Genomic DNA, 22,018 nt, shown 5'->3' on the forward strand with positions numbered 1-22,018 from the left:
CGAGCCGCCGCGGCCGGCACCGCTCACGCGGCCGCGTCGCGCGCTTCGAAGAACGCGAGCAGCTCGCCGATCAGCGCGACGGGCGCCTCTTCCGGAATGTAGTGCCCGCAATCGAGCGCGCGGCCGCTGACGTCGCGCGCGACGCGCCGCCATTCGTCGAGCGGATCGAAGCAGCGGCCGACGATCCCGTGCTCGCCCCACAGCACGCGCAGCGGGCACGCGACCTTGTTGCCGCGCTCGAGATCCGCGCGGTCGTGTTCGAGATCGATCGTCGCCGATGCGCGGTAGTCCTCGCACATCGCGTGTACGGCGCCCGGCTGCGCGAGCGCGGCGCGATACGCGGCGAGCGCCTCCGGCGCGAACGGCGCGAGCCCGGCCGAGCGATTGCCCATCACGCGCTCGATGTACGCATCGGTGCGGCCTTCGATCAGCGTTTCGGGCAGCGGCGCCGGCTGGATCAGGAAGAACCAGTGGAAATACGCGGTCGCGAACGCGCGGTCGGTCTGCTCGTACATCGCGAGCGTCGGCGCGATGTCGAGCAGCATCATCCGCTCGACGGCCGCCGGATGATCGAGCGCGAGCCGGTGCGCGACGCGCGCGCCGCGATCGTGCGCGCACACATGGAATTGCTCGAAACCGAAATGGCGCATCACGGCGACCTGGTCGGCCGCCATCGCGCGTTTCGAATACGGCGCGTGCCGCGCGTCGCTCGGCGGCTTGCCCGACGCGCCATAGCCGCGCAGGTCGGTCGCGATCACCGTGAAGTGATTCGCCAGCGTCGCGGCGACGCGATGCCAGATCATGTGGGTCTGCGGGTGGCCGTGCAGCAGCAGAAGCGGCGGCCCCGCGCCTCCTTTTACACCGAAGATGTCGGTGTCCTGCACCGTCACGCGAAACGGAGCAAACGCCTCAAACGACATGGTTTGTTTCTCGTTGGTTTGTTATGGCGGATATTGTAGGAGCGCCCGACCGGCTGCTGCGCGCGCCAGATGCCCGAACGCGTAGAAAGAGAACACTCACTCGATTGTCGCCACGCCGCGCGGTTTGTTAAGCTCGCGTAGAATCGCACGACCGTTCGTATTAATATGAACGCGCGGCTGTACCGCTACACTCGAAGCACCGTTCGACCGCCAAGCATGCATGCCGGCGTCGGCGCGACCCGCGCCGGGCCCGGCCGCCCCTCGAGACTGGAGACATCACATGGCATTGCCCGCCGTCCTGCAGAACCTGACGCTGCCCGTCATCGCGTCGCCGATGTTCATCGTCAGCTACCCCGAACTCGTGCTCGCGCAATGCAAGGCGGGTATCGTCGGATCCTTCCCCGCGCTCAACGCCCGTCCGGCCGAACTGCTCGACGAATGGCTCACGCAGATCCAGTCCGAACTAGCCGACCACAAGGCGAAGCACCCGGACGCGGTGATCGGCCCGATCGCGGTCAACCAGATCGTCCACCAGTCGAACGCACGGCTCGAGCACGACGTGCGCGTGTGCGTCGAGCACAAGGTGCCGATCTTCATCACGAGCCTGCGCGCGCCGGCGCGCGAGATCGTCGACGCGGTGCACAGCTACGGCGGCATCGTGCTGCACGACGTGATCAACCTGCGCCACGCGCAGAAGGCGCTCGAAGCGGGCGTCGACGGACTGATCCTCGTCGCGGCCGGCGCCGGCGGCCATGCGGGCACGACGTCGCCGTTCGCGCTCGTCGGCGAAGTGCGCAAGATGTTCGACGGCCCGATCGTGCTGTCCGGCGCGATCGCCAACGGCGGCTCGATCCTCGCCGCGCAGGCGATGGGCGCCGACTTCGCGTACATGGGCACGCGCTTCATCGCGACGCAGGAAGCGCACGCGGTCGAGGACTACAAGCACGCGATCCTCAACGCGAAATCGTCCGACATCGTCTACACGAACCTCTTCACCGGCGTGCACGGCAACTACATCCGCGAGAGCATCGAGAAGGCCGGCCTCGATCCGGACGCACTGCCGGAATCGGACAAGTCGAAGATGAATTTCGGCGGCGACAAGGCGAAGGCATGGAAGGACATCTGGGGTGCCGGCCAGGGTGTCGGCCTGATGGACGACCTGCCGAGCGTCGGCGCGCTCGTCGAGCGCCTGAAGCGCGAGTACGACGACGCGAAGGCACGACTCGGCATCGCGCGCTGACGCGGGCGGCGGGTTGCGCCACCGGCGCGCACGACGTCGGACCAAACAAAAAAGCGCGAACCGCAACGGCTCGCGCTTTTTTCATGTCCGCCACGCGGCCGGCCGGCGCCGGTCAGCCCGCGCGCTTGATCCGCGTGATCGGCAGCACGCGCAGGCGCGACTCGATCGACGGGCACAGCGACTGCCCTTCGAATCGTGCCGCGAGGAAGTCGACGAACGAGCGCACCTTCGCGGATACGTGGCGACGGCTCGCGTACACAGCATAGATCGGCGCCTCGTGCGGCGGCACGGCGTCGAGCAGCACCGGCACGAGCCGGCCGGATTCGATGTCGTCGCCGACCACCTCGGTGCCGAGCAGCGCGATGCCCGCGCCCGCGAGCACGGCTGCGCGCAGCCCCTCGAGATGGTTCACGATCAGGTTGCCGTTCAGGTTCACGCGCGACGCGGCGGCCGCGTCGATCACCAGCGAATCGAGCATCGTCGAATTCGAATCGCGACGCAGGTAGTTGTGGTGCGCGAGATCGGCGATCGTCTGTGGCGTGCCGTGCTTGTCGAGATACTCGGGCGACGCGACCAGCAGGATGTGCGCGGTCGCGATCTGCCGCGCGACCAGCGACGACGATTTCAGCCCGTTCGGCGCCGCGCGCACCGCGACGTCGTAGCCTTCCTCGATCAGGTCGACCACGCGATCGGACAGCGTCACGTCGACGGTCACGTCCGGGAACCGACCCGCATAATCGGTGACGGCCTGCATCACGTGCCGCAATCCGAACGCGGACAGCGACGTCACGCGCAGGCGGCCCTGCGGCACCACGCTCGCGGCGCCGACCGCCTGTCCGGCTTCGTCGAGTTCCGACAGCGCCTGCACGAGGCGCTCATAGTATTCGCGTCCCGCCTCGGTCGGCGCGACACGTCGTGTCGTGCGATGCAGCAGCCGCGCGCCGAGCTGCTGCTCGAGATGCATCACGTGCTTGCTCGCCATCGCGGCCGACATCTGCATGCGCTCGGCCGCGCCGACGAAGCTGCCCACTTCGACGACGTAGCGAAACACATTCATGCTGACGAGGGTATCCATCGAACTAGCTCGCAATTCCTGGGAATTATGCAATTACGAGATAGGGTAACAAAGGCGAGGAAACAAAAAGGTCAACAAAGGCAAAACGGCGCCGCGAATAGCGGCGCCGTTTTTTTCGGGGCGCAATGCCGGCACATGCGACGCGCGTTGTGTGCGCGTCCGAACCGACGAATCGTCAGAACTTCGCGCGGATGCCTGCGCCGAACGTATTGCCGCTCGACAGGCCGCTGATGTGGTCGTTCATGTACGCAGCGTAGACGTCGGTGCGCTTGGACAACGGATAGTCGTAGCCGACGGCCCAGGTCTGGCGCGTCTGGTCGAGGCCGCCGCCGTCGCGCGAGTACGCGTACGACGCCATTGCGTTGCCGACGCCGAGCGGCACCGACACGCCGCCCTGCGCGGTGTTCACGTGCCAGCTGCCGGCGACCTGGTCGTTCTTCGTATACATGTACTGGCCGAACAGCTTCACGTATTTCAGGTCGTAGGTCGCGCCGACCAGCCCGATGCCCTGGCTCTTCATGCCGGTCACAAGCGAGCTCAGGTCCTGCGGGCCGTTGTTGAAGTTCACGTACTGGTAGACAGCGGTCGCCGCGAACGGGCCGTTCGCGTAGTTGAACTGCGCGCTCCACTTCTTCGAGCGGTTGTCGCCGGCCGTGTTGCCGAGCGCGTACATCGCCGCGAAATTCAGGCCCCCGAACGAAGGTGACGTGTAGGACAGTGCGTTGTTCCAGCCCGAATCGCCGACCGCGCCCTGGTCGCTCGGATAGGTCGGGAACGTGCCGAGGCCGAGGAACACGTGGTACACCATCGGCGAGAAGGTGTACGAATCGTAGAACGGGTTGAACAGGATCGTCGACAGGAACAGGTGCGTGGTCAGGCGGCCCGCCGTCACCGTGCCGTACGGCGAGCTGACGCCGACGTATGCGTTGCGCGCGAAGAACGTGTCGCCCTGGAAGCGGCCGAACTGGCCGTTCTGCGCACGGAAGAAGCTCTCCAGCGTGAAGATCGCCTTGTAGCCGTCGCCGAGATCCTCGGCGCCGTGCAGGCCCCAGTAGGACGTCGACATCCCGCCGCCCGACACGTTCCATGCGCGATCGCCGCCCGGGAACTTGGTGGCGCCGACCCATTCGTCGACCTGACCGTAGAGCGAGACGCTCGACTGCGCGTGAACGGGTGCGGTTGCGGCCACGCAGGCGGCCGCGGCGATCAGCTTGACGGACGTGCGCGACGCACGGCGAGCGAATGCTTTCATGGGATCTCCAGGGTTTTGTCGAATGTCGATAAGTGGCGCGAGCGTTGTTGTTTGGAGCCGATTGCTTGCGTCGTATGGGGCGCAGCCATCTTTACGGAACCTGCGTCCCGTCAAAATTGCGCACACTTATTGCGGGTATAGCGGCAGCATTAACTTCGCGGAATCGGCACATGGCCAGGCGCGCCGCAGCGGCCCCGCGCGGTGCGGGCACGCGACGGGACGGCCGCGAGGGGCGCGCGTGCCGGGCGCGAAAGATAGCGCAATGCGGCGGGAAAATCAGCGGAAATCTATGCGCGACTGTGGCGAATTCGCATCACAGCCGGCGGGGGAACGAACGCGCGAGGCGCGCTCGGCGAACGCGCGGGGCGCTCAGTTTCGGTAGAACGGGGAGAAAAACGGCGAGTGGGAAGGCTCTTCCTGCGCGCGGGGCGGCGGCATCGGACGGCCGCCACGCTCTTCGTTGTAGCGCGCGACGTCGGCGCGGATCGAGCCGGCCCGCAACGGAACGTTGCCGCCGCCCGGCGGGCGCGGCATCTGGCGGGACTCGGCGCTGATCGGACGATACGGGCTCTGCGCGGCGTAATGCCCGTAAGACGGCGTCGGACGCAGGCCCCAGCGGGAACCATAGCCGCTCACGCCGCCGGCACGCGCGCCGCCCGGCGGCAGCGCCCGGCGCCATACCTGCGCGTTGCCGGCCGGCTGGCCGTACATGCGCATGTCGCCGCCACCGAAACCGTGACCGAAGCCATGACCGCCGCCGAACGCCTGACCGCCATGCGGCGGTTGCGCGAGCGCGAGCGGCATCAGCAGCGCGCCGAGCACGCCTGCCACCCATCGTCCGACCTTCAGTTTCACCCGTTCCGTCATCATTCAGTGCCTGTTGCCGCTCGCCGCCGGCTGTTTCCGGCCGACGCAAGCCTTTCAGCAGTAATTTATGAGCGGTCCCAAACGGTGTCGAGCCAAAAAGTGTTATGTCGCGGGCATCGGTGTAACACCATGTTACTGCTAGGTTTTTTCACTTCAGGGTGGGATCGCGACAGAACATTCTTCTGCCGCTTCGCGCGTCGCCGGGCCGCCGCGGGCGTGCCGTGTTGCGCAGCCGCATCATGCAATTGATTCATCAATGGATTCGTACAATGAATTTGTTTATTGAATGACCAACCGGGACAATACCGGCTTCGCGCGCGCGACATGTGCGCCCGCCGTTTCCGAATCGAGTTCCCCGATGGCCCGTCCCCGTTTTCTTCCCGACAACTTCACGCTCGCGCTCGTCGGCACCGTCGTGCTCGCGAGCCTGCTGCCGTGCCGCGGCCCGGCCGCCCATGCGTTCAATTGGGCGACCAACATCGCGGTCGGCCTGCTGTTCTTCCTGCACGGCGCGAAGCTGTCGCGCGAAGCCGTCGTCGCGGGCGCGACCCACTGGCGGCTGCATGCGGTCGTGCTGCTCAGCACGTTCGCGCTGTTCCCGCTGCTCGGCCTCGCGCTGAAGCCCGTGCTGCAGCCGCTCGTCACGCCGACGCTGTATGCCGGCGTGCTGTTCCTGTGCACGCTGCCGTCGACCGTCCAGTCGTCGATCGCGTTCACGTCGATCGCGAAGGGCAACGTGCCGGCCGCCGTGTGCGCGGCATCAGCGTCGAGCCTGCTCGGGATCTTCGTGACGCCGGCGCTCGTCGGGCTGATGATCACGTCGCAGTCGGCCGCGGCCGCGTCGCCGTGGAGCACCATCGGCAGCATCGTGATGCAGTTGCTCGTGCCGTTCATCGCCGGCCAGCTGCTGCGGCCCGTGATCGGCGGCTGGATCGAACGCAACCGCGGCGTGCTGCGCTTCGTCGACCAGGGCTCGATCCTGCTCGTCGTCTACGTCGCGTTCAGCGAGGCCGTGAACCAGGGGCTGTGGCACCAGATTCCGGCGCGCGCGCTCGGCGGCCTGCTGATCGTCAACGTCGTGCTGCTCGTGATCGCGCTGGGGCTGACCGCGTTCGTCAGCAAGCGGCTCGGCTTCAACCGCGCCGACCAGATCACGATCATTTTCTGCGGGTCGAAGAAGAGCCTCGCGGCCGGCGTGCCGATGGCGAAGGTGATCTTCTCCGCGCAGGCGGTCGGCGCGATCGTTCTGCCGCTGATGCTGTTCCACCAGATCCAGCTGATGGCCTGCGCGGCGCTCGCGCAACGCTGGGGCGCGCGCGACACGAGCGGCGAGCGCGACGGCGACGCGGGTGCGGCCGGTGCCGCACGCGGGCGCGGTGCGCTGAGCGCGGGCAAGCGCTGACGCGGGAGGCTGCGCGGCCGGCATGACTGGCCGCGCCGGGGTGTTCGTCTTGTTCCTTTCGTCCCTGCCTCTCGCCTCTCGCCTCTCGCCTCTCGCCTCTCGCCTCTCGCCTCTCGCCTCTCGCCTCTCGCCTCCCGCTTCCCGCTTCCCGCCTCCCCGCCGCGCAGCCCGCCGCGACGCATGCACCATCGACGCGCATCGCGTCACCAAATCTTCATTCAATTCTCCGAGCGTACTGCCGTTAAAGTCGGGCGTCCCGTCGTCTCGGCCGCCCCCCTCCATGCCCGCGCCCCATCCCGACTCGTCCGCCGCCCCGACCACCCGCCTGATCGCGGAACGCGCGCTCGCGGCCGTGTTCCAGCCGATCGTCGATCTCGGATCGGGCACGGTCGTCGGTTACGAAGGCCTGATCCGCGGCCCGCGCGGCACCGACCTCGAGCCGCCGGCCGCACTGTTCGCGCAGGCCGCCCGCGACGGCACGACCGTCGCGCTCGAACAGGCGGCGGCGCGCACCTGCCTCGACGCATTCGCGGCGCTCGGCTGCGACGGCAAGCTGTTCCTCAACTTCAGCGCGGGCACGATCCTGCAACTCGCGCGCGAACGCGAGCGCGCGCGGCAACTGCTTGTCCGGGCGCGGATCGGCGCCGAGCGCATCGTGATCGAGCTGACCGAGCAGACCGCGCTGCCGGACGTCGCGCGCATCGGGCCGGCGGTCGCCTCGCTGCGCGACGCCGGCATCCAGTTCGCGCTCGACGACTACGGCACCGCGAACGCGAGCATGAACCTGTGGCTGCGCCTGCACCCGGATGTCGTGAAGATCGACCGCTTCTTCATCCACGACATCGCGCGCGATCCGCTCAAGTTCGAGGCGGTCAGGGCGATGCAGCACTTCGCGCAGGCAAGCGGCGCGCAACTGATCGCGGAAGGGATCGAGAACGAGTGCGACCTGCTCGTCGTGCGCGACATGGGCATCGGCTGCGTGCAGGGCTTCCTGCTCGGGCGACCGGACGCGCAACCCTCGCCGGTCGTCGCGCCGGCCGCGCGCGACGCGATCCGCGCCCCGCACATCGCGGTGTTTCCCGGTGCGACCCGCGCCGTGCGACCGGCCGGCACGATCGCGGCGAAGATGCTCGTCGCCGCGCCGGCGCTGCCGCGCGACGCGACCAGCAACGACGTGCTCGACCTGTTCAACCGGATGCCCGCGCTGCACGCGGTCGCACTCGTCGAACGCGGCCGGCCGGTCGCGCTCGTGAACCGGCGCGGCTTCATCGACCGCTTCGCGCTGCCGTACCACCGCGAGGTGTTCGGGAAGAAGCCGTGCCTGCAGTTCGCGAACGACGCGCCGCTGATGATCGACAACGCGACGACGGTCGAGCAGCTCGCGATGCTGCTCGCGAGCCACGACCAGCGCTACCTCGCGGACGGCTTCGTGATCACCGAACACGGCCGCTACGTCGGGCTCGGCACCGGCGAAAGCCTCGTACGCGCGGTGACCGAAATGCGCATCGAGGCCGCGCGCTACGCGAATCCGCTGACGTTCCTGCCCGGCAACATCCCGATCAGCGCGCATATCGAGCGCCTGCTGGCGCGCGACGCCGGCTTCCACGCGTGCTACGTCGACCTGAACCAGTTCAAGCCGTTCAACGACCAGTACGGCTACTGGCAAGGCGACGAAGTGCTGAAGTTCGCGGCGACGGTGCTGGCCGGCGTGTGCGATCCGCAACGCGACTTTCTCGGACACGTCGGCGGCGACGATTTCCTCGTGCTGTTCCAGCGCGACGACTGGCACGCGCGCGCGGCCGACGCGATCGCGCGCTTCAACGACGGCGCGCAGCGCTTCTATACGCAGGCCGACCGGCTGGCGGGCGGGCTGCGCGGCGAGGACCGCTACGGCAACCCCGCGTTCTTCGGCTTCGTGACGATGGCGATCGGTGTGGTCGGCGTGCCGGCCGGCGCGAACGGCGCGATACGCTACGGCAGCGACGAGATCGCATCGGTCGCGGCGCTCGCGAAGCGGCGCGCGAAACAGCAGCCGGGCGGGCTCGCGGTCGTCGATCTGGACGCGGGCCGCGCGGCGCTGCGCGATCGCGGCGAGCCGCCACTCGCGGCTGCCGGCTGAGTGGCGGCCCGTTGCCGGTCGCAGGCAGGTCGCCGGCCCGCCCGAGCGACGTTGCCGGTGCCGCGCCAGCCCGGCCGGGCCGCGCCCCGGCAACCGCCGGCCGATCGCCCCGCCCGCCCCGTTCACGCCGGGCAGCGGAACGTGCCCGACGCTCCACCTGCCGGCACCGCCACATTCCGCGTGATCACCTTGCCTTTTCCGCGTTTTGTTTAGTATTTTTAGTAACGGCGTTTTCGCAGATTAGCTCGCAAAAACCCGCTATTTCCGGGTATTCCCCGGTTATCCGGCCCGAATTAGGCGCCGCGTTTACTATACAATCGCCGTCACCCTAAACAAACCGGATCCCGAACGATGGGCACCACCATTCGCGACGTAGCGCGGGCGGCAGAGGTCTCGATCGGCACCGTCTCCCGCGCGCTGAAAAACCAGCCGGGCCTGTCCGAAGCCACGCGGGCGCGCATCGTCGAGATCGCGCAGCGGCTCGGCTACGACCCGGCCCAGTTGCGGCCGCGCATCCGCCGGCTCACCTTCCTGCTGCACCGCCAGCACAACCGCTTTCCCGCCAGCCCGTTCTTCTCGCACGTGCTGCACGGCGTGGAGGACGCGTGCCGCGAGCGCGGCATCGTGCCGACGCTGCTCACGGTCGGCCCGAACGACGACGTGCTGCGCCAGATGCGCCCGCACGCGCCCGACGCGATCGCGGTGGCCGGCTTCATCGAGCCCGAGACGATCGAGGCGCTCGCCGCGACCGGCCGGCCGCTCGTGCTGATCGACCTGTGGGCGCCCGGCCTGCGCTCGGTGAACATCGACAACGCGACGGGCGCGGCGCTCGCGATGCGTCACCTGCTCGCGATCGGCCGCTCGCGGATCGCGTTCATCGGCGGCTCGGCCGCGCACTACAGCATCGCGCAGCGCGCGATCGGCTACCGGCGCGCGTTCTTCGAGGCCGGGCGGCTGTTCGATCCCGCGTACGAAGTGACGATCGACGCCGGGCTCGACCCCGACACCGGCGCCGCGCGGGCGATGCAGCAGCTGCTCGACGCGCCGGGCCCGCGCCCGGACGCCGTGTTCGCGTACAACGACGCCGCCGCGCTGGCCGCGCAGCGCGTGTGCCTCGCGCGCGGCGTGCGGATTCCGGAAGACATCGCGATCGTCGGCTTCGACGACATCCCGGCCGCCGCGCACGCGAACCCGCCGCTCACGACGCTCGCCGTCGACAAGGAAGCGCTCGGCCGCCGCGGCGTCGAACTGCTGCTCGCGGAAGCCCCCGAGCGCACCGAGATCTCCCTGCCCGTCGAGCTGATCGTACGGGCCAGCAGCCAGCCCGCCGGCTCACCGGCGCTCGATACCGCCACGGTCACCGAATCATGAACATGCCCCCGGCCCAATCCCGCACGGCCACGCCGGCCAACCACACGCAAGCGGCACCGTTCGTCGCGAGCTTCCGCGATCCGTCGTTCCTGCTGTCGCACATCGAGGACACGCTGCGGTTCTACGCGACGAACGCGTTCGACCCGACGGGCGGCTTCCACCACTATTTCCGCGACGACGGCAGCGTCTACAACCGCACGTCGCGGCACCTGGTCAGCAGTTGCCGGTTCGTCTTCAACTACGCGATGGCGTACCGGCATTTCGGCGATCCGCGCCATCTCGACTACGCGCGCCACGGGCTGCGCTTCCTGCGCGACGCGCACTGGGACGAGGCACTGCAAGGCTACGACTGGGAGCTCGACTGGCGCGACGGCACGAAGCACGCGACGCTCGACGGCACGCGCCATTGCTACGGGCTCGCGTTCGTGCTGCTGGCCGCCGCGCACGCGACGATGGCCGGCATCGACGAAGCGCGCGCGCTGATCGCGTCGACCTACGAGCTCGCCGAACACCGCTTCTGGGATGCGGCCGCCGGCCTCTACGCGGACGACGCGACGCCGAACTGGATCGTGTCGTCGTACCGCGGCCAGAACGCGAACATGCACATGACGGAAGCGCTGCTCGCGGCATACGAGGCGACCGGCCACCTCACCTACCTCGATCGCGCGGAAAAGCTCGCGACCCACATCACGCAGCGCCAGGCCGCGCTGTCGGGCGGCCTCGTGTGGGAGCACTACCACGCGGACTGGTCGGTCGACTGGGACTACAACAAGGAAGACAGCTCGAACATCTTCCGTCCGTGGGGCTTCCAGCCCGGGCACCAGACCGAATGGGCGAAGCTGCTCCTGATCCTGGAGCGGCACCGCCCGCTCGACTGGCTCGTGCCGCGCGCGGCCGAGCTGTTCGACGCGGCGCTCACGCACGCATGGGACGCCGATCACGGCGGCCTCTGCTACGGCTTCGGCCCCGACTTCACGATCTGCGACCACAACAAGTATTTCTGGGTGCAGGCGGAGACCTTCGCAGCGGCCGCGATGCTCGGCGCGCGCACCGGCAGCGAGCGTTTCTGGGATTGGTACGACGAGATCTGGCGCTACAGCTGGGCGCATTTCGTCGATCACCGCTACGGCGCGTGGTATCGGATCCTCACCTGCGACAACCGCAAGTACAGCGACGAGAAAAGCCCGGCCGGCAAGACCGACTATCACACGATGGGCGCGTGCTACGACGTGCTCGCGACCCTCGCGCGGGCGGCGCGCAGCGAGCCGACGCAATGAGCGGCGGCACCTTTCCGGCCTTCGTGTCGGCGGGCGACATCCTGACCGACATGGTGCGCGCAGGCGACGCGCAGTGGACCTCGGTGCCGGGCGGCGCCGGCTGGAACGTCGCGCGCGCGGTCGCGCGGCTCGGCCTGTCGAGCGCGCTCGCGGGCGCGATCGGCGAGGACTGCTTCTCCGACGTGCTGTGGCGCACCAGCGAGGCCGCCGGGCTCGACCTGCGCTTCCTGCAGCGGGTCCCGCGTGCGCCGCTGCTCGCGATCGTCCACGAGACGCGGCCGCCCGCGTACTTCTTCATCGGCGAAGCGAGCGCGGACCTCGCGTTCGACCCGGCGCGGCTGCCGGCCGGCTGGGCCGCTCACGTGAAATGGGCGCACTTCGGCTGCATCAGCCTGGTGCGCGAGCCGCTCGCGGGCACGCTCGTCGCGCTCGCGGCCGACCTGCACGCGCGCGGCGTGAAGATCAGCTTCGATCCGAACTACCGGAACCTGATGACGGCCGCGTACCGGCCGACGCTGGAGACGATGGCCGCGCTCGCCGACCTGATCAAGGTCTCCGACGAGGACCTGCGCCACCTGTTCGGCGGCGACGGCCCCGACGCGGTCGCGGCGGTGCGCGCGCTGAATCCGCGCGCGGCCGTGCTCGTCACACGCGGCGCGCAGGCGGCGACGCTGTACGCGGACGGCGACGTGCTCGAGGCCAGCCCGCCGCGCGTCGAGGTGGTCGACACCGTCGGCGCCGGCGACGCGTCGATCGGCGGCATGCTGTTCAGCCTGATGGCCGCGCCGCAGCGGTCGTGGCGCGAGCATCTCGCGTTCGCGCTCGCGGCGGGCGCCGCCGCATGCCGGCACACGGGCGCGCACGCGCCGACGCTCGACGAGGTCGTCGCGCTGCTCGAAGGGTGACGGGATGATGACGGCGCGCTGATCGGTCGCCGATATGCGGCGCTGTACATGCTGCGCCGCAGTGCTACGATGAAGTGTCCTATTGCGGGAGAGGCACGATGGACACGAACACGTTCACGAAGGGCATCTACACGGCCAAGGCGCATACGCAGCACGCCGCCAACGGACAGTTCCAGGGCTACGTGATCCTCGCCCGGGACGACGGCGACGAGACGGAGAACGTGCGCTACGACGTCCACACGACGAGTCCGAGCGAGGAAGAGGCGTTCGACGAGGCGAAGGCGCTCGCGCACCGGATCCTCGGCGAAATCGAGCTGTGATGCGCGAGCTTCAATGCACGAGCCGTCATGCACGAACTCCCCCGCGCCGAACCCGTCACGTGCGCGCCGCGGCCGGACCGCGACGCGCCGTCTTCGGCACGGCTCAGAGCAGCCGCGCCACCAGCGACACCAGCATCGTCAGCACCAGCGTCGACATGAACGGGAACGGATAACGCCGCCCGCCGAGCGTCAGCGTGACGTCGCCCGGCATCCGCCCGATGCCGAACTTGCCGAGCCACGGCCAGCAGCGCGTCAGGATCATCACCGCAACGAACGACGCCATGAACCAGCGCAGCATCCCGGTCTCCGCCGTCAGAGCGCGTGCGAGCGGTCGCCGCGCGCGAACGCGTCGAGCGTGCCGTCGATGCCGCGCGAGAACGCGATCACCTTGAACAGCTCGCCCATCTCGGCTTCCGAGATCAGCTTCTGCACCGCGTTCGCGGCCGGCAGGAACTGGTGGATGTCGGACGGATCGATCGCGGCGAGCGCGTCGGTGATGCCCGCGTTCAACAGGAAACGCGCCTGCGACGTGTAGCCGAGCAGGTCCGCGCCGGTCGCGACGCCCGCGTCGTAGATGCCGGTGAATTCGACGTGCGCGGTGATGTCCTGCAGGCCCGGGTAAAGGAATGCGTCGTCGTGCGCGTGGTGGCGGTAGTGGCACATCAGCGTGCCGCGGTCGCGCTGCGGGTGGTAGTACTCGTGCGCGGGGAAGCCGTAGTCGACCAGCAGCACCGCGCCGCGCCCGAGCATCGTGCACACGGTGCGCGTGAACGCCAGCGCGGCTTCATGTGTTTCGGTCACGTAGCCGTCGTCGACGTCGAGCGTCGCGAGCACCGGCGGCAGGCCGGCCGCGCCCACGGGCCGGTCGTCGAACACGAACGCGTGCCGCGCGTCGAGCGCGACGCCGCGCTCGCGCCACGCGCCGCCCGCCTTCGCAAAGAGGCGCACCGGCATCGCGTCGAGCACCTCGTTGCCGACCACGACGCCGTCGAAGCGCTCGGGCAGCGCGTCGAGCCAGCGTACTTTCCCCGCAAGCGCCGGCGCAGCCGCCGCGATCGTGTCGCGCTGCCGTTCGCGCAGTTCGCCGGACAGGTCGACGATCAGGTATTCGTCGAGCTCGACGCCGAGCGCATCGAGCGCCGCGAGCAGCCCGGCCGCGAGCTTGCCGGTGCCCGCGCCGAATTCCATCACGCGGCGCGTTCCGCTCGCCGCGAGCGCGTCGGCGACGGGATTCGCGAGCGTCTGCGCGAACAGCGGCGACAGCTCGGGGGCCGTCACGAAGTCGCTGCCGTCGTCGGCGCGGCGCCCGAACTTGCGCGCGCCGCCGCTGTAATAGCCGAGGCCGGGCGCGTACAGCGCGCGCTCCATGAAGCGATCGAACGGCAGCCAGCCGCCGGCCGCCGCGATCTCGTCGCGCAGTTGCGCGGCGAGGGTTTCGGACTGCGCGAGCGCGTCAGGGCCGGGAGCAGGTAAACTAGCGGGTTCGTGAGCTTTCGGGTTCATCCCGGCATTGTAAATGACCGTTTCAGCCGATACGTCGCCCCCGCGCATCGCGCGCATCGCGCTCGTCGCGGGCGCGCTGGGCAGCGCGGCCGACGCCGCGTCGCTCGGCCGTGCGCTCGCGACCGGATTCGCGCAGCGCGGCTGGGACGTCGCGCTGCAGCGCAGCCCCGGCGCGCCGCGCGCGGCTGGCGACGCGCTGGTCGCCGAAGTCGCCGCACTGGGCCGCCGCGCGGCCGTGCTCGATGCCGATCTGGCCCTGGAAGCCGATGCGGCCGCGCTCGTTGCCGCGTGCGGCGTGGCACTCGGCCGGCCCGCCTGTGCGGTGTTCGTGAGCGCTTGCGCCGGCACCGACGACGCGCATACCGTGGACGGCGCGTCGCTCGCCGGCGCGCTCGCGCGCAACGTGACGGCGCCGCTCGCCCTGGCCCGCGCGCTCGCCGACGCGACGCCCGATGCGGCGCGCGACGACGAATCGCTGCGCGCCTGCGCGATCCACGTGCTGGACCAGGCCCTGTTTCACCCGGCGCCGGCGCAGCTGTCGCACGCGCTGATGCAGGCCGCGCTGAACCGCGCGACCTCGGCGCTCGCGCTGGCGCTGGCGCCGAAGGTGCGCGTCGCGGCGCTCGTGCGCGGCCACGCGCCGCACGCGAACGACATCGCGGCGGCGGCCTGCTATCTCGCGAGCGCGCCCGGCGTCACGGGCGCGACGCTGACCGTCGACGGCGGCGAGCACCTGGTGCCGCCCGCCGCCGGCCCGAATGACTGAACTGCGCGGAGCGCGCGGCCCGACCGCCGCCGCCCGCGCCGCTTTGCGTGCATGCACGCCAATTTGACTGGGACGACCATGTTTTCCGCTCTCCTGCACCCCCGCCTCGCGGACTGCCGCAGGCTCTACCTGCGCGACTACGAGGTGCACATCAACATCGGGGCCTTCGAACACGAGAAGCGCGGCGAGCAGCGCGTCGTCATCAACATCGACCTGTTCGTGCCGCTCGCGCTGTCCACCCCCGTCGACGACCGGCTGCATGAAGTCGTCGACTACGACCTGATGAAGCAGAGCGTCGCGCAGTGCCTGGCGCGCGGCCACATCCACCTGCAGGAAACGCTGTGCGACGCGATCGCCGCGAACCTGCTGGCGCACGACACCGTGCGCGCGGTACGCGTCTGTACCGAGAAACCGGACGCCTATCCGGACTGCGACGCCGTCGGCGTCGAAGTCTTTCGCATCAAGGACGAGGAGCGCGCATGAACGCCCCCCACATGAATGACACGGCGGCCGATGGCGCCGCCATCGAAGCCACCGTCGCCGACACCGGCCGCCGCGCGCTGACGCGCCGCGAGCAGAAGGAAGCGTACGAGAACAACAAGCTGTTCAAGCGGATCGTGCGCCAGGTCGGCCAGGCGATCGGCGACTACAACATGATCGAGCAGGGCGACAAGGTGATGGTGTGCCTGTCGGGCGGCAAGGACAGCTACGCGATGCTCGATGTGCTGCTGCGCCTGCGCGAACGCGCGCCGATCGACTTCGACATCGTCGCGGTCAACCTCGACCAGAAGCAGCCGGGCTTCCCCGAGCACGTGCTGCCCGAGTACCTGACGCAGGTCGGCGTGCCGTTCCACATCGAGAACCAGGACACCTACAGCATCGTCAAGCGGCTCGTGCCCGAAGGCAAGACGACCTGCTCGCTGTGCTCACGGCTGCGCCGCGGGATCCTGTACCGCGTGGCGGGCGAGCTCGGCGCGACCAAGATCGCGCTCGGCCACCACCGTGACGACATCCTGCAAACCTTGCTGCTCAACATGTTCTACGGCGGCAAGCTGAAGGGGATGCCGCCGAAGCTGCAGTCGGACGACGGCCGGAACGTCGTGATCCGCCCGCTCGCGTACGTGAAGGAAACCGATCTCGAGAAATACGCGGAGCTGCGCGAATTCCCGATCATCCCGTGCAACCTGTGCGGCAGCCAGCCGAACCTGAAGCGCGCGGAAATGAAGGCGCTGATCCGCGAATGGGACAAGCGCTTCCCGGGCCGCGTCGACAACATGTTCAGCGCGCTCGCGAACGTCGTGCCGTCGCACCTGATGGATACGACCCAGTTCCCGTTCGCGTCGCTGCGCGCGACCGGAGAAGCCGATCCGCAGGGCGACATCGCGTTCGACGAGGAGCCGTGCGCGTCCGGCGAAGACACCGCCGTGCCGGGTGCCGCGAAACCGATCTCGATCGTCCAGTTCGACGACCTGTAAGCAGGGTCCGAACATCGCCGGAACGGGGCCCGGCGTGCCCTGTTCCGGCACTGTCGCCCGGTCGCGACAGGCCAGGAATGCCAGGGGCCGCATGCTAAAATGGACGGCTACGAACTCCTCTGACAAGCTGGCGCCATGAATATCGTGATTTTGGCGGCAGGCACCGGCAAGCGCATGCGTTCCGCGCTGCCGAAAGTGCTCCATCCCCTGGCCGGCAGGCCGCTCCTCTCCCACGTCATCGCCACCGCGCGCACGCTGCAGCCGTCGCGGCTCGTCGTCGTCGTCGGTCATGGCGCCGAGCAGGTCCAGGCCGCCGTCGCCGCGCCCGACGTCCAGTTCGCGGTACAGGCCGAGCAGCTCGGCACCGGCCACGCGGTGCGCGAGGCGCTGCCGCTGCTCGATCCCGCGCAACCGACGCTGGTGCTGTACGGCGACGTGCCGCTCACCCGCGCGTCGACGCTGCGGCGTCTGGTCGACGCCGCGCGCGAGGGCCGCTACGGGATTCTGACGGTCACGCTCGACGATCCGACCGGCTACGGCCGCATCGTGCGCGACGCGTCCGGCTTCGTCACGCGCATCGTCGAGCAGAAGGATGCGTCGCCCGAGCAACTGAAGATCGCCGAGATCAACACCGGCATCATCGTCACGCCGACGGCCCAGCTGTCGATGTGGCTCGGCGCGCTGAAGAACGAGAACGCGCAGGGCGAGTACTACCTGACCGACGTCGTCGAACTCGCGATCGAGGCCGGCTTCGAGATCGTCACGGCGCAGCCCGACGAGGACTGGGAAACGCTCGGCGTGAACAGCAAGGCGCAGCTCGCGGAACTCGAGCGCATCCATCAGCGCAACGTCGCCGATGCGCTGCTCGTCGACGGCGTCACGCTCGCCGATCCGGCGCGCCTCGACGTGCGCGGCACGCTCCGGTGCGGCCGCGACGTGTCGATCGACGTGAACTGCGTGTTCGAAGGCAACGTGACGCTCGCCGACAACGTGACGATCGGCGCGAACTGCGTGATCCGCAACGCGTCGATCGGCGCGGGCACGCGCATCGACGCGTTCACGCACATCGACGGCGCCGAACTCGGCGCGCACACCGTGATCGGCCCGTACGCGCGGCTGCGCCCGGGCGCGCAGCTCGCGGACGAAGCGCACGTCGGCAACTTCGTCGAGGTGAAGAACGCGGTGATCGGCCACGGTTCGAAGGCGAACCACCTGACCTACATCGGCGACGCCGACATCGGCGCGCGCGTGAACATCGGCGCCGGCACGATCACCTGCAACTACGACGGCGCGAACAAGTTCCGCACCGTGATCGAGGACGACGTGTTCGTCGGCTCGGACACGCAGCTCGTCGCGCCGGTGCGCGTCGGCCGCGGCGTGACGATCGCGGCCGGCACGACGATCTGGAAGGACGTCGCCGAGGGCGTCCTCGCCTTGAACGAGAAGACGCAGACCGCGAAAAGCGGCTACGTCCGACCGGTCAAGAAGAAGAGCTGAACCTTTTGCGGGCGCCCGAACGGCGCCCGCGTCGACTTACAGGATTGACCATTCATGTGCGGCATTGTCGGCGCAGTTGCGCAGCGTAATATCGTTCCGGTGCTGATCGAAGGATTGCGGCGCCTCGAATACCGTGGCTACGACTCGTGCGGCGTCGCCGTGCTCGAGCCGGACGCACCGAAGCGCGCGCGCAGCGTCGCGCGCGTCGCCGATCTCGACGCGCAGGTGCAGGAATCGCACCTCGCAGGCACGACCGGCGTCGCGCACACGCGCTGGGCGACGCACGGTGCGCCCGTCACGCACAACGCGCACCCGATCTTCTCGTCGAACGCGCTCGCGCTGGTGCACAACGGCATCATCGAGAACTTCGAGACGCTGCGCGACGCGCTGCGCGCGAAGGGCTACGAATTCGTGTCGCAGACCGACACCGAAGTGATCGCGCACCTCGTGCACAGCCTGTATCGCGGCGACCTGTTCGAGGCCGTGCGCGAAGCCGTGCAGCAGCTGCACGGCGCGTATGCGATCGCGGTGACCCACAAGGACCAGCCGCACATCGTCGTCGGCGCGCGCCAGGGTTCGCCGCTCGTCGTCGGCCACGGCGACGGCGAGAACTTCCTCGCCTCCGACGCACTGGCGCTGGCCGGCAGCACCGACCATTTCACGTTCCTCGAGGAAGGCGACATGTGCGAGCTGTCGCTCGACGGCGTGAAGATCGTCGACCGCCACGGCGCGCTCGCGCAGCGCGAGATCCGCGTGGTCAGCGCATACGGCGGCGCGGTCGAGCTGGGCCCGTATCGCCACTTCATGCAGAAGGAAATCTTCGAGCAGCCGCGCGCGATCAGCGACACGGTGCCGCAAACCGAAGCGTTCGACGCAACGCTGTTCGGCGACGCGGCGCCCGCCGCGTTCGCGGACATCGACAGCCTGCTGATCCTCGCGTGCGGCACGAGCTACTACTCGGGCCTCACCGCGAAGTACTGGCTCGAATCGATCGCGAAGATTCCGACCCAGGTCGAGATCGCGAGCGAATACCGCTATCGCGAATCGGTGCCGAACCCGCGCCAGCTCGTGCTGGTGATCTCGCAGTCGGGCGAGACGGCCGACACGCTCGCCGCGCTCAAGCACGCGCAGTCTCTCGGCCACACGCATACGCTCGCGGTCTGCAACGTCGCGACGAGCGCGATGGTGCGCCTCACCGAGATGCAGTTCCTCACGCACGCGGGCACCGAGATCGGCGTCGCGTCGACCAAGGCGTTCACGACCCAGCTCGTCGCGCTGTTCGTGCTGGCCGCGACGCTCGGCAAGCTGCGCGGGCACGTCGACGCCGCGCAGGAAGCGCAATTCCTGAAGGAGCTGCGCCACCTGCCGGCCGCGCTGAACAGCGTGCTCGCGCTCGAGCCGCAGATCATCGCGTGGTCGGAGGAATTCGCGCGCAAGGAAAACGCGCTGTTCCTCGGCCGCGGGCTGCACTACCCGATCGCGCTCGAAGGCGCGCTGAAGCTGAAGGAAATCTCGTACATCCACGCCGAGGCCTATCCGGCCGGCGAACTGAAGCACGGCCCGCTCGCGCTCGTCACGGAAGCGATGCCGGTCGTCACGGTCGCGCCGAACGACACGCTGCTCGAGAAGCTGAAGTCGAACATGCAGGAAGTGCGCGCGCGCGGCGGCGAGCTGTACGTGTTCGCGGATGCCGACACGCAGATCGTCAACGACGACGGCCTGCACGTGATCCGGATGCCGGAACACTACGGCCAGCTGTCGCCGATCCTGCACGTCGTGCCGCTGCAGCTGCTCGCATATCACACCGCGTGCGCGCGCGGCACCGACGTCGACAAGCCGCGCAACCTCGCGAAGTCGGTGACGGTGGAGTAAGCAATCGGCGCAGCGCAGTCCGGCGCGCCGGCGAGACTGACGGAGAGACCATGGTAAGACTGTTTGGATGCGGATTGCTGGCGCTGAGCTTCGCGTCGACGGGCTGGGCGACCGAGCACTACGTCGAAGTCTGGAACCCGCCCGAGGCGCGCGTGCCGGCGGCACGTACGCCGCCCCCGCGCGCGGCCGCCGACGCGCACGCCGGCAACAAGACCGCGGAAAAGCACGCGAGCGTGCAGCCGAAGGTCGCCGTCAAGCCGCACAAGCGCCGCGTCGCACAAGCCGTGAAAGCCGCGCCGCATCGACCGACCGCCGCGACGGTCGATGCGCCGGCCGCACCGCGCCCCGTCGCGCAGCCCGCGCCGGGCCGGCTCACCGTGATGCAGCCGACCGTGCCCGACACGCCGCACGCACTCAAATTCTCCGATATCCCACGGCAATACACGCCGGACGGCAACGTGCTGCGCGTCGGCGCGAGCCGCCGTTCCGCGGAGGTGACGCGATAATGGAAGCGCAGACCTATCACGGCTACCAGATCTGGGGCCATTCGATCCTGCAGCAAGACGAAATCCTGCAGCCCGAGCGCTTCGCGGCGAGCGGCACGATCACGCAGAACAACCGGCTCGTCGAAGCGTCGGGCGTGCTCGGCGTGTTCGATACCGAGGACGAAGCGCGCGAAGCGGGGCTCGAATGGGCCCGCGCTTGGATCGACAGCCATCGCTGAACGGAGCGCGAACCGTCAACGCAAGTAACAAGGGGCGTCCACGACGCCCCTTTTTGCATTCGGCCCCGCCCGCTCAGGCGACGGGCCGCGGCGGCGGCACGACCGTCCGCGGCCGGCCGACGAGCCGCGCCAGCACGACGATCGCAACCAGCGTGACCAGGTACGCGGCGATCTGGATCCCCGCCGGACGCGCGGTATAGCCGATCAACGTATGCAGCGCCTTGCCGACGATGCTCGTTTCCTTGAGCAGCCACGAGGTATCCCAGACCGCGTCGCCCCACGACGGCACGAGGCCCGCGGCAAGCAGGAAGCCGACGCACTGGCTCGCCATCCCTGCCGCGAGCAGCACGATCAGCGCATTGGTGACGGAAAACAGGCGCTTGAGCGGAATCTGCAGCAGGCCCGCATACATCGCATAGCCGAGCCCGGCGCCACCCAGCACGCCGAGCAGCCCGCCGACGATCATCTGCGGCGTCTGTCCCGGATCGCCCGCTGCAATGCCGTACAGGAACAGCACGGCCTCGGAGCCTTCGCGCAATACCGCGACGCCGACCACGATCGCGAGCCCCGTGAGCGGCCGGCTGCCGGCCGCGACGGCCCGCCCGACCTCGCCCATGTGCAGCGCCATCTCGCGGCCGTGGCGGCTCATCCAGATGCAATGCCACGCGAGCATCAGCGTCGCGACGAACATCACGCCCGCGTTGAAGACTTCCTGCCCCATGCCGGATGCCCACTGCGAGATCACGTCGGCGAACGCGGCGATCAGGCCGGCGCCGATCACGCCGCCGACGAGCCCGCCGCCGACCCACCAGCCGCGCCGCGGCACGCCCTTCGTGGCGGCCATCACGATCGAGACCACCAGCGCGGCCTCGAGCACTTCACGAAAGACGATCAGGGCAGTAGACAGCATGGCGATATCCGCTTACTTGACGGTCAGGTGCGTCTTCGACTGCGCTTCGTGATACTCGTCGTGGAACTCGTAGGTGCCGGCCTTCAGCGGCCCGACGAGGATCTCGACCGACTTGCCGGCCGGCACGACCTTCTCTGCCTTGAAATCGTCGCTTTCGAATTCCGCGGGCGTCGCGTCGAGATTCTTCACGACGAACTTCACCTTCTTGCCGGCCGGAATCGTGACGCCGTCGGGCGAGAACTTGTGGTCCTTCAGGGTCAGGTTGACGACGTCGTCGGCAGCGAAGGCGGACGATGCCGATGCGCCCAGCAGGGCCAGTGCGAAACCGAAAGCGAAGCGATTCATATGGGTAACGAAATGAAATATCGAGGGGGAACCGATAGTAAGATCGATTCGCATTTCCCTCTCGAAGTACCCTTACTGATGGCATGGGCATCGGGCGTCGTCGACGCGACACGCACCTTGTCGTGCAAGGCTCCGCCAGATTTCGCCGACAATGCGCGACCGTCAATCGGGAAAAATT

General features: G+C 68.9%; 22 protein-coding genes. 14 read left to right on the top strand and 8 right to left on the bottom strand.

All coding sequences use genetic code 11. From position 1 onward, the window contains the following. Positions 1 to 23 precede the first annotated feature (23 nt). Complete coding sequence (locus DIE16_RS26360; protein ID WP_124893709.1) at positions 24 to 920, bottom strand: alpha/beta fold hydrolase; 897 nt, start codon at positions 918 to 920, stop codon at positions 24 to 26. A 280-nt stretch (positions 921 to 1,200) separates the two neighbouring features. Here DIE16_RS26360 and DIE16_RS26365 point away from each other — a divergent pair, with 280 nt between their 5' ends. Further along, positions 1,201 to 2,160, top strand: a complete 960-nt coding sequence (locus DIE16_RS26365) for a nitronate monooxygenase family protein (protein WP_124486615.1) — start codon at positions 1,201 to 1,203, stop codon at positions 2,158 to 2,160. Positions 2,161 to 2,272: 112 nt separating this feature from the next. Here the strand turns inward: DIE16_RS26365 and DIE16_RS26370 are convergent, their stop codons facing one another. The 3 genes from DIE16_RS26370 to DIE16_RS26380 form a co-directional block, all read right to left on the bottom strand. Continuing rightward, on the bottom strand, positions 2,273 to 3,235 hold the full coding sequence (locus DIE16_RS26370) for a LysR family transcriptional regulator (RefSeq protein ID WP_044846148.1): 963 nt from the start codon (positions 3,233 to 3,235) through the stop codon (positions 2,273 to 2,275). Positions 3,236 to 3,410: 175 nt separating this feature from the next. Further along, positions 3,411 to 4,487 carry a porin gene (locus DIE16_RS26375; RefSeq protein ID WP_044846147.1) on the bottom strand — a complete coding sequence of 359 codons (1,077 nt, stop codon included), beginning with the start codon at positions 4,485 to 4,487 and terminating at the stop codon, positions 3,411 to 3,413. A gap of 369 nt (positions 4,488 to 4,856) precedes the next feature. Continuing rightward, positions 4,857 to 5,354, bottom strand: a complete 498-nt coding sequence (locus DIE16_RS26380) for a hypothetical protein (protein ID WP_044846200.1) — start codon at positions 5,352 to 5,354, stop codon at positions 4,857 to 4,859. 358 nt (positions 5,355 to 5,712) lie between these two features. On the opposite strand from DIE16_RS26380, the gene DIE16_RS26385 reads away from it, so the two are divergent. The 6 genes from DIE16_RS26385 (at position 5,713) to DIE16_RS26410 (ending at position 12,748) form a co-directional block, all read left to right on the top strand. Then, complete coding sequence (locus DIE16_RS26385) at positions 5,713 to 6,756, top strand: bile acid:sodium symporter family protein (RefSeq protein ID WP_124520621.1); 1,044 nt, start codon at positions 5,713 to 5,715, stop codon at positions 6,754 to 6,756. A 280-nt stretch (positions 6,757 to 7,036) separates the two neighbouring features. Next, positions 7,037 to 8,875, top strand: coding sequence for a phosphodiesterase (locus DIE16_RS26390; protein ID WP_124571766.1), 1,839 nt, complete (start codon positions 7,037 to 7,039; stop codon positions 8,873 to 8,875). A 351-nt stretch (positions 8,876 to 9,226) separates the two neighbouring features. Further along, the gene (locus DIE16_RS26395) at positions 9,227 to 10,246 is read left to right on the top strand and encodes a LacI family DNA-binding transcriptional regulator (protein WP_044846144.1); all 1,020 of its coding nucleotides are present in this window, start codon (positions 9,227 to 9,229) and stop codon (positions 10,244 to 10,246) included. After that, entirely contained in the window at positions 10,243 to 11,523 is a 1,281-nt protein-coding gene (locus DIE16_RS26400) for an AGE family epimerase/isomerase (RefSeq protein WP_124571765.1), read from the top strand. The genes DIE16_RS26395 and DIE16_RS26400 overlap by 4 nt, the downstream gene beginning before the upstream one ends. Then, positions 11,520 to 12,428, top strand: a complete 909-nt coding sequence (locus DIE16_RS26405) for a carbohydrate kinase (protein WP_124486619.1) — start codon at positions 11,520 to 11,522, stop codon at positions 12,426 to 12,428. Before DIE16_RS26400 ends, DIE16_RS26405 begins: the two co-directional genes overlap by 4 nt. Before the next feature lie 98 nt (positions 12,429 to 12,526). Next, entirely contained in the window at positions 12,527 to 12,748 is a 222-nt protein-coding gene (locus DIE16_RS26410; protein WP_044849082.1) for a hypothetical protein, read from the top strand. A 103-nt stretch (positions 12,749 to 12,851) separates the two neighbouring features. Here DIE16_RS26410 and DIE16_RS26415 read toward each other — a convergent pair whose 3' ends face one another. Together DIE16_RS26415 and DIE16_RS26420 are read right to left on the bottom strand one after the other, a co-directional pair. Then, positions 12,852 to 13,046 carry a DUF2905 domain-containing protein gene (locus tag DIE16_RS26415; protein WP_124486620.1) on the bottom strand — a complete coding sequence of 65 codons (195 nt, stop codon included), beginning with the start codon at positions 13,044 to 13,046 and terminating at the stop codon, positions 12,852 to 12,854. Between the two features lie 14 nt (positions 13,047 to 13,060). Further along, positions 13,061 to 14,251 (bottom strand): class I SAM-dependent methyltransferase, encoded by a 1,191-nt coding sequence (locus DIE16_RS26420; RefSeq protein ID WP_124520617.1) that lies wholly within the window; start codon positions 14,249 to 14,251, stop codon positions 13,061 to 13,063. A gap of 13 nt (positions 14,252 to 14,264) precedes the next feature. On the opposite strand from DIE16_RS26420, the gene DIE16_RS26425 reads away from it, so the two are divergent. The 7 genes from DIE16_RS26425 (at position 14,265) to DIE16_RS26455 (ending at position 20,585) form a co-directional block, all read left to right on the top strand. Continuing rightward, positions 14,265 to 15,017 carry an SDR family oxidoreductase gene (locus tag DIE16_RS26425; RefSeq protein WP_124893710.1) on the top strand — a complete coding sequence of 251 codons (753 nt, stop codon included), beginning with the start codon at positions 14,265 to 14,267 and terminating at the stop codon, positions 15,015 to 15,017. A 78-nt stretch (positions 15,018 to 15,095) separates the two neighbouring features. After that, positions 15,096 to 15,500 (top strand): dihydroneopterin aldolase, encoded by a 405-nt coding sequence (locus DIE16_RS26430; protein ID WP_044849086.1) that lies wholly within the window; start codon positions 15,096 to 15,098, stop codon positions 15,498 to 15,500. Continuing rightward, complete coding sequence (gene ttcA / locus DIE16_RS26435) at positions 15,497 to 16,492, top strand: tRNA 2-thiocytidine(32) synthetase TtcA (protein WP_124486623.1); 996 nt, start codon at positions 15,497 to 15,499, stop codon at positions 16,490 to 16,492. Before DIE16_RS26430 ends, ttcA begins: the two co-directional genes overlap by 4 nt. A 135-nt stretch (positions 16,493 to 16,627) precedes the next feature. Then, on the top strand, positions 16,628 to 17,989 hold the full coding sequence (glmU, locus tag DIE16_RS26440) for a bifunctional UDP-N-acetylglucosamine diphosphorylase/glucosamine-1-phosphate N-acetyltransferase GlmU (protein ID WP_124486624.1): 1,362 nt from the start codon (positions 16,628 to 16,630) through the stop codon (positions 17,987 to 17,989). A 54-nt stretch (positions 17,990 to 18,043) separates the two neighbouring features. Then, positions 18,044 to 19,861, top strand: a complete 1,818-nt coding sequence (gene glmS, locus DIE16_RS26445; RefSeq protein ID WP_124520615.1) for a glutamine--fructose-6-phosphate transaminase (isomerizing) — start codon at positions 18,044 to 18,046, stop codon at positions 19,859 to 19,861. A 50-nt stretch (positions 19,862 to 19,911) separates the two neighbouring features. After that, complete coding sequence (locus DIE16_RS26450) at positions 19,912 to 20,367, top strand: hypothetical protein (RefSeq protein WP_124520614.1); 456 nt, start codon at positions 19,912 to 19,914, stop codon at positions 20,365 to 20,367. After that, the gene (locus DIE16_RS26455; protein WP_040142345.1) at positions 20,367 to 20,585 is read left to right on the top strand and encodes a hypothetical protein; all 219 of its coding nucleotides are present in this window, start codon (positions 20,367 to 20,369) and stop codon (positions 20,583 to 20,585) included. Before DIE16_RS26450 ends, DIE16_RS26455 begins: the two co-directional genes overlap by 1 nt. 73 nt (positions 20,586 to 20,658) lie before the next feature. On the opposite strand, the gene DIE16_RS26460 is transcribed toward DIE16_RS26455, so the two are convergent. Together DIE16_RS26460 and DIE16_RS26465 are read right to left on the bottom strand one after the other, a co-directional pair. Continuing rightward, complete coding sequence (locus tag DIE16_RS26460; RefSeq protein ID WP_044849093.1) at positions 20,659 to 21,495, bottom strand: FTR1 family protein; 837 nt, start codon at positions 21,493 to 21,495, stop codon at positions 20,659 to 20,661. 12 nt (positions 21,496 to 21,507) lie between these two features. Continuing rightward, positions 21,508 to 21,840: a cupredoxin domain-containing protein gene (locus tag DIE16_RS26465; RefSeq protein ID WP_124893711.1), complete on the bottom strand. Its 333-nt coding sequence runs from the start codon at positions 21,838 to 21,840 to the stop codon at positions 21,508 to 21,510. Positions 21,841 to 22,018: the final 178 nt, after the last annotated feature.

It is taken from the genome of Burkholderia sp. Bp9090, assembly GCF_003857985.1.
In the GTDB taxonomy this organism is placed as follows: domain Bacteria; phylum Pseudomonadota; class Gammaproteobacteria; order Burkholderiales; family Burkholderiaceae; genus Burkholderia.

Excerpts from the sequence above, each read along its gene's own strand:
- DIE16_RS26360 (WP_124893709.1), bottom strand. The coding sequence starts at position 920 with ATGTCGTTTGAGGCGTTTGCTCCGTTTCGCGTGACGGTGCAGGACACC.
- DIE16_RS26365 (WP_124486615.1), top strand. The coding sequence starts at position 1,201 with ATGGCATTGCCCGCCGTCCTGCAGAACCTGACGCTGCCCGTCATCGCG.
- DIE16_RS26370 (WP_044846148.1), bottom strand. The coding sequence starts at position 3,235 with ATGGATACCCTCGTCAGCATGAATGTGTTTCGCTACGTCGTCGAAGTG.
- DIE16_RS26375 (WP_044846147.1), bottom strand. The coding sequence starts at position 4,487 with ATGAAAGCATTCGCTCGCCGTGCGTCGCGCACGTCCGTCAAGCTGATC.
- DIE16_RS26380 (WP_044846200.1), bottom strand. The coding sequence starts at position 5,354 with ATGACGGAACGGGTGAAACTGAAGGTCGGACGATGGGTGGCAGGCGTG.
- DIE16_RS26385 (WP_124520621.1), top strand. The coding sequence starts at position 5,713 with ATGGCCCGTCCCCGTTTTCTTCCCGACAACTTCACGCTCGCGCTCGTC.
- DIE16_RS26390 (WP_124571766.1), top strand. The coding sequence starts at position 7,037 with ATGCCCGCGCCCCATCCCGACTCGTCCGCCGCCCCGACCACCCGCCTG.
- DIE16_RS26395 (WP_044846144.1), top strand. The coding sequence starts at position 9,227 with ATGGGCACCACCATTCGCGACGTAGCGCGGGCGGCAGAGGTCTCGATC.
- DIE16_RS26400 (WP_124571765.1), top strand. The coding sequence starts at position 10,243 with ATGAACATGCCCCCGGCCCAATCCCGCACGGCCACGCCGGCCAACCAC.
- DIE16_RS26405 (WP_124486619.1), top strand. The coding sequence starts at position 11,520 with ATGAGCGGCGGCACCTTTCCGGCCTTCGTGTCGGCGGGCGACATCCTG.
- DIE16_RS26410 (WP_044849082.1), top strand. The coding sequence starts at position 12,527 with ATGGACACGAACACGTTCACGAAGGGCATCTACACGGCCAAGGCGCAT.
- DIE16_RS26415 (WP_124486620.1), bottom strand. The coding sequence starts at position 13,046 with ATGCTGCGCTGGTTCATGGCGTCGTTCGTTGCGGTGATGATCCTGACG.
- DIE16_RS26420 (WP_124520617.1), bottom strand. The coding sequence starts at position 14,251 with ATGAACCCGAAAGCTCACGAACCCGCTAGTTTACCTGCTCCCGGCCCT.
- DIE16_RS26425 (WP_124893710.1), top strand. The coding sequence starts at position 14,265 with ATGACCGTTTCAGCCGATACGTCGCCCCCGCGCATCGCGCGCATCGCG.
- DIE16_RS26430 (WP_044849086.1), top strand. The coding sequence starts at position 15,096 with ATGTTTTCCGCTCTCCTGCACCCCCGCCTCGCGGACTGCCGCAGGCTC.
- ttcA (WP_124486623.1), top strand. The coding sequence starts at position 15,497 with ATGAACGCCCCCCACATGAATGACACGGCGGCCGATGGCGCCGCCATC.
- glmU (WP_124486624.1), top strand. The coding sequence starts at position 16,628 with ATGAATATCGTGATTTTGGCGGCAGGCACCGGCAAGCGCATGCGTTCC.
- glmS (WP_124520615.1), top strand. The coding sequence starts at position 18,044 with ATGTGCGGCATTGTCGGCGCAGTTGCGCAGCGTAATATCGTTCCGGTG.
- DIE16_RS26450 (WP_124520614.1), top strand. The coding sequence starts at position 19,912 with ATGGTAAGACTGTTTGGATGCGGATTGCTGGCGCTGAGCTTCGCGTCG.
- DIE16_RS26455 (WP_040142345.1), top strand. The coding sequence starts at position 20,367 with ATGGAAGCGCAGACCTATCACGGCTACCAGATCTGGGGCCATTCGATC.
- DIE16_RS26460 (WP_044849093.1), bottom strand. The coding sequence starts at position 21,495 with ATGCTGTCTACTGCCCTGATCGTCTTTCGTGAAGTGCTCGAGGCCGCG.
- DIE16_RS26465 (WP_124893711.1), bottom strand. The coding sequence starts at position 21,840 with ATGAATCGCTTCGCTTTCGGTTTCGCACTGGCCCTGCTGGGCGCATCG.